This is a genomic window from Endozoicomonas atrinae, assembly GCF_001647025.1.
Lineage (GTDB): Bacteria > Pseudomonadota > Gammaproteobacteria > Pseudomonadales > Endozoicomonadaceae > Endozoicomonas > Endozoicomonas atrinae.
In genome coordinates, this window is the sequence record NZ_LUKQ02000822.1 from 1 (window position 1) to 359 (window position 359).

Consider the following 359-nt stretch of genomic DNA (forward strand, 5'->3'; position numbering starts at 1 on the left):
ACCATTCGCACCGGAGTTAAACAGCTCAGAAAGGCTATGGGAGTGGATGCGGGAGCATGACTTATCAAACAAAGCATTTTCAGGTTATGAAAATATTGTAGATTGTTGCTGTGAAGCTTGGAATAACCTTTGCAGCGAAGCTGGTCGACTGTTCAGTCTGTGCTCCCGTGATTGGGCAGTTATACAGTAGTTAGAAAATTCAATTGGTATAATCCAGCCACAACACCCCCATGGCGATGCCCGACAGGAGCAGCAGTGCGCCCAGCAATCCCTTCATACATCCCCACCCTTACTGATTGACTGAAAGGTCAACCATAGTCGGCATACGGTGTTGTGCCATTATGTAATCTTCTGCAAAT

Annotated in this window: 1 pseudogene; it reads left to right on the forward strand. The window is 46.5% G+C overall.

Going from position 1 to position 359, the window contains the following annotated elements:
* Nucleotides 1-190: pseudogene (locus tag AK963_RS36435) on the forward strand (IS630 family transposase); the annotation flags it as partial.
* Nucleotides 191-359 lie beyond the last annotated feature (169 nt).